The sequence below is a fragment of the Shewanella sp. ECSMB14102 genome (assembly GCF_000813075.1).
Taxonomy (GTDB): domain Bacteria; phylum Pseudomonadota; class Gammaproteobacteria; order Enterobacterales; family Shewanellaceae; genus Shewanella; species Shewanella indica.
On sequence record NZ_JWGX01000095.1, the window covers coordinates 1 to 3084 of the forward strand.

The window sequence follows — 3084 nt, forward strand, 5'->3', positions numbered from 1 at the left end:
TTTAGCATCAGTGTGAAACATCAAAAAGATATGGCTGTCCTGTATTTTTACTGTTCTGACTCAGGAAACCTTAGGTCAAATCTCAGCACACACACTCGGTTAAATTGCGCCAAAGATAAATCCAGTGTCCTTTCAATAATCTCAAGGTACTCGGGAATCCAAAGGGAGCGATTGGCTATGGCTGAGAAAGCGTTTAAATGGAACATGATAGTCATCCTTCGTGATTGATTCACATGATGACTACTGCCAGTAGAGTTTTACTGTTGCTTGCTAGATACCCTTTCCAATAAACGCATACTAAATAGAATCCCCTTTATTGTTAATATACTACTAATCCGAATCAGCAAAGCTTGGGAAGCTCACTAAATCAGTAACAAATGAGCTTGTCCACTTGCTGAATGGAAGGATGAGTCACTCTGGAGTTAGTCATCAACAACACATCACCTAGCACCAAGCAGTTGTCGTATTTTTCTTCATTAGGAACAAGCACACTCAACACGCAGGAAGTGACCCAGACCTGCTTCGCCTCTTTTCCTGGCTCTGTGTGAAGCTCCAAAAAAGATACAGCCTGATCGTGTAATATAGTGGCCATATGCTCATTCTTTTGGTGTTCCAACACACGTAGTTCGCCACCCAAACAGCCAACAAATACTCGCAATTGCCGTGAGACTAGTTGGACTAAATTGGCCACCTCGTTCGTCAACTCACGGAGGGTAAACACTCCAAGCCAATCAGCGCCGTCAACATCAGATGATTCATCTACTATCTGCTTCTTGTTCGCCTTTGCAAAGTTCTTCATATCCATGGAAGACAAGCCATTTTCTAATATAGACTTAACCCGCTCACGTAGCGCTACTTCCGAGTATCTCCTCGTCTGATTAGGCTCATCCTGTAAATCAGCTCGTTCACTAATCGATGAATAGCATGGGGCGAGTAAAAAAATTGCCGACCTGCAAACATGGTAAACCAAGGCCCGAAGCTTCTGATTATGAAAAATCTTCGCTAATTCAAAATAACTATGATCTGGCAAATCAGATGACTGGGAAGGCAATCGTCCTTTTCGCGAATGCTTTGCAGCCTTCAGATAAAAATCCTCAAGCTTAAATAAGAATCTAAGAGGGGCTAATTGACTATCCCCGAGCGAAACCCCTAACTTTATTAATTTCCATTTTGTCGACTGAGGTTGGAGTTTGTATACAGGAGGTGTTGGTCCAAACAGAGGAGTGCGTGCTAAGTGGCTTACTGCAATTGATACTACACCTTTGCGGGATAATGCCTTAGCCGCTCGGTAAAACTGCTCTTTTGACATTCCCAGCATCTTGCTTAAGGTACCAAAGTCAACACCGACAACATATCCAGCCCTGTTGGACGCCATTAATAGTGCTATCCAGACCAACCGCATTTGCGCTGTTATGGCTGACCGTTTTTTAGATCCAACTACCTCATTTGATTGTGGCAGCCTGAGCACATGGTCAATTTCGTCCTTCCAATTACACTCTGCACAAGCCCAATCAGACCACATTTGCCACGCTTCAGGCGTGAGGCAATAGTCAAAGCGAACTTTCCTTTTGTCACCTTTGAGCGCTTCCAAGGGGCTCTTAATTTTCCAAAGATACCCCTCACGAACCAAGTAATCCAAAGCCACACCAAGATGGCGTTTTGAGATTCCCAGGTGAGTTGCGAGTACCTCCATAGTCCCAGATTGAAAGCCATTGCCGAGGCGAGCAGCCCAAGCGAACAGGACAAACCTAGTTTCTGGTGAAGCACCAGTCATTGAGCTTAGGAGATACATTAACTGAATTATCACTTACCTATGAATTTGGTCAGATATACCACATAAAACTCAATAAAACAGCCATTGTTCAGCAAATGTAACACATGTTATGTTACATGTAATAACTCAGTTTGGGCTACTTTTTATGTTGAAAGACCACCAATTATCACCTCCAGATATCCTTAAACGATTCGATTTTCTCAACGTAGACACGCCTGCTGCGCGAGAGTGGGTCAGGCGCTATCTGTTAAAGCAAAAACAAATCCAGATTACTGAGTGCTCGCCCAGTATGGAGAACATTAAACTTGTACTCTTAAATCACATTCAGGCTCATCATTTAAGTGCCAGTGACATCAAGAATCTTTCCCGAGCGATGGGGAACGCTTGGCGTGTAATGCTACATCGCAAGGAAAAGAAAATTGGTACTCTGTCAGTCAGCATGCCCAAAGCCGTGTTAAATCAACTTGACGAAATGTGCCGTGGGCAGAAGAAAGCGGAAATCCTTACACTGTTGATAAACGGTGGGTATGAAAAGTTCTTAGCGTCTAAACAAGAGCTAAAAGCCAAAAAGGCAGAAAGGCAGAAAGGCAGAAAGGCAGAAAAAAATCTAATCAAGCAAATGGCCCTTGAACATAAGAAACTGGAGCTTCGGTTGAAAAGGCCACCAACTACAGAGAAAGACTCTCAAGCAATCCAAGAATTACAAGTGCAAAATGACGATCTAAAGCACTGCATCACCACACTTTACGATCTTATCTATTTAGCAAATGAGCGAGACCAATATATTGATACTCAAAAGTTGATTGAGGCAACAAAGCTATACTACTCTGCTTTCAGCAAGTAGCCCCAAAGTAACCAAATCAACGTTTAGGATGCTGAACTCAACTCCAAAAGGAGAATTCTTCATAACTAATTAAAAATCAATAGAAATTTTAAAGAGTAGTGCACATTAAGACTTGGTATTCCAAATGGTGTACCAAAGATAAAGTCAAATCAATATAAATCATTAAAAAACAAAAAGATAAAAAGCAAATTCAGATGACGCCGCCCCACCAAATAAAACAAAGGGTTAGCAGAAATGCTAACCCTTTTTCTTTTGGTTTTGTCCACCGATTGCCCACACAGAAAAATTTTTTGCCCACCAGTGCCCACAATCCCCTGAATTTCAGTTCTACTGTCCAGCAAACCCGCTTCAGATCTTACTTTTCCGATTACCTTGCAAAAGGCCTTCACTTAAAACCCCCACAAAAACCAACCTATTTTATTAAAAAACATCACGTTATGAATCCAACAACCCATTAAGACCAGCC

General features: G+C 42.1%; 2 protein-coding genes. One reads left to right on the forward strand and one right to left on the reverse strand.

The genetic code is table 11. From position 1 onward, the window contains the following. Positions 1–367: 367 nt before the first annotated feature. Positions 368–1693: a hypothetical protein gene (locus RC73_RS19380; RefSeq protein ID WP_160289599.1), complete on the reverse strand. Its 1326-nt coding sequence runs from the start codon at positions 1691–1693 to the stop codon at positions 368–370. Between the two features lie 226 nt (positions 1694–1919). On the opposite strand from RC73_RS19380, the gene RC73_RS19385 reads away from it, so the two are divergent. After that, positions 1920–2618, forward strand: coding sequence for a hypothetical protein (locus tag RC73_RS19385; RefSeq protein ID WP_152608474.1), 699 nt, complete (start codon positions 1920–1922; stop codon positions 2616–2618). Positions 2619–3084: the final 466 nt, after the last annotated feature.

Coding starts and splice junctions, on each gene's coding strand:
- RC73_RS19380 (WP_160289599.1), bottom strand. CDS start 1,693: ATGGAGGTACTCGCAACTCACCTGGGAATCTCAAAACGCCATCTTGGT.
- RC73_RS19385 (WP_152608474.1), top strand. CDS start 1,920: ATGTTGAAAGACCACCAATTATCACCTCCAGATATCCTTAAACGATTC.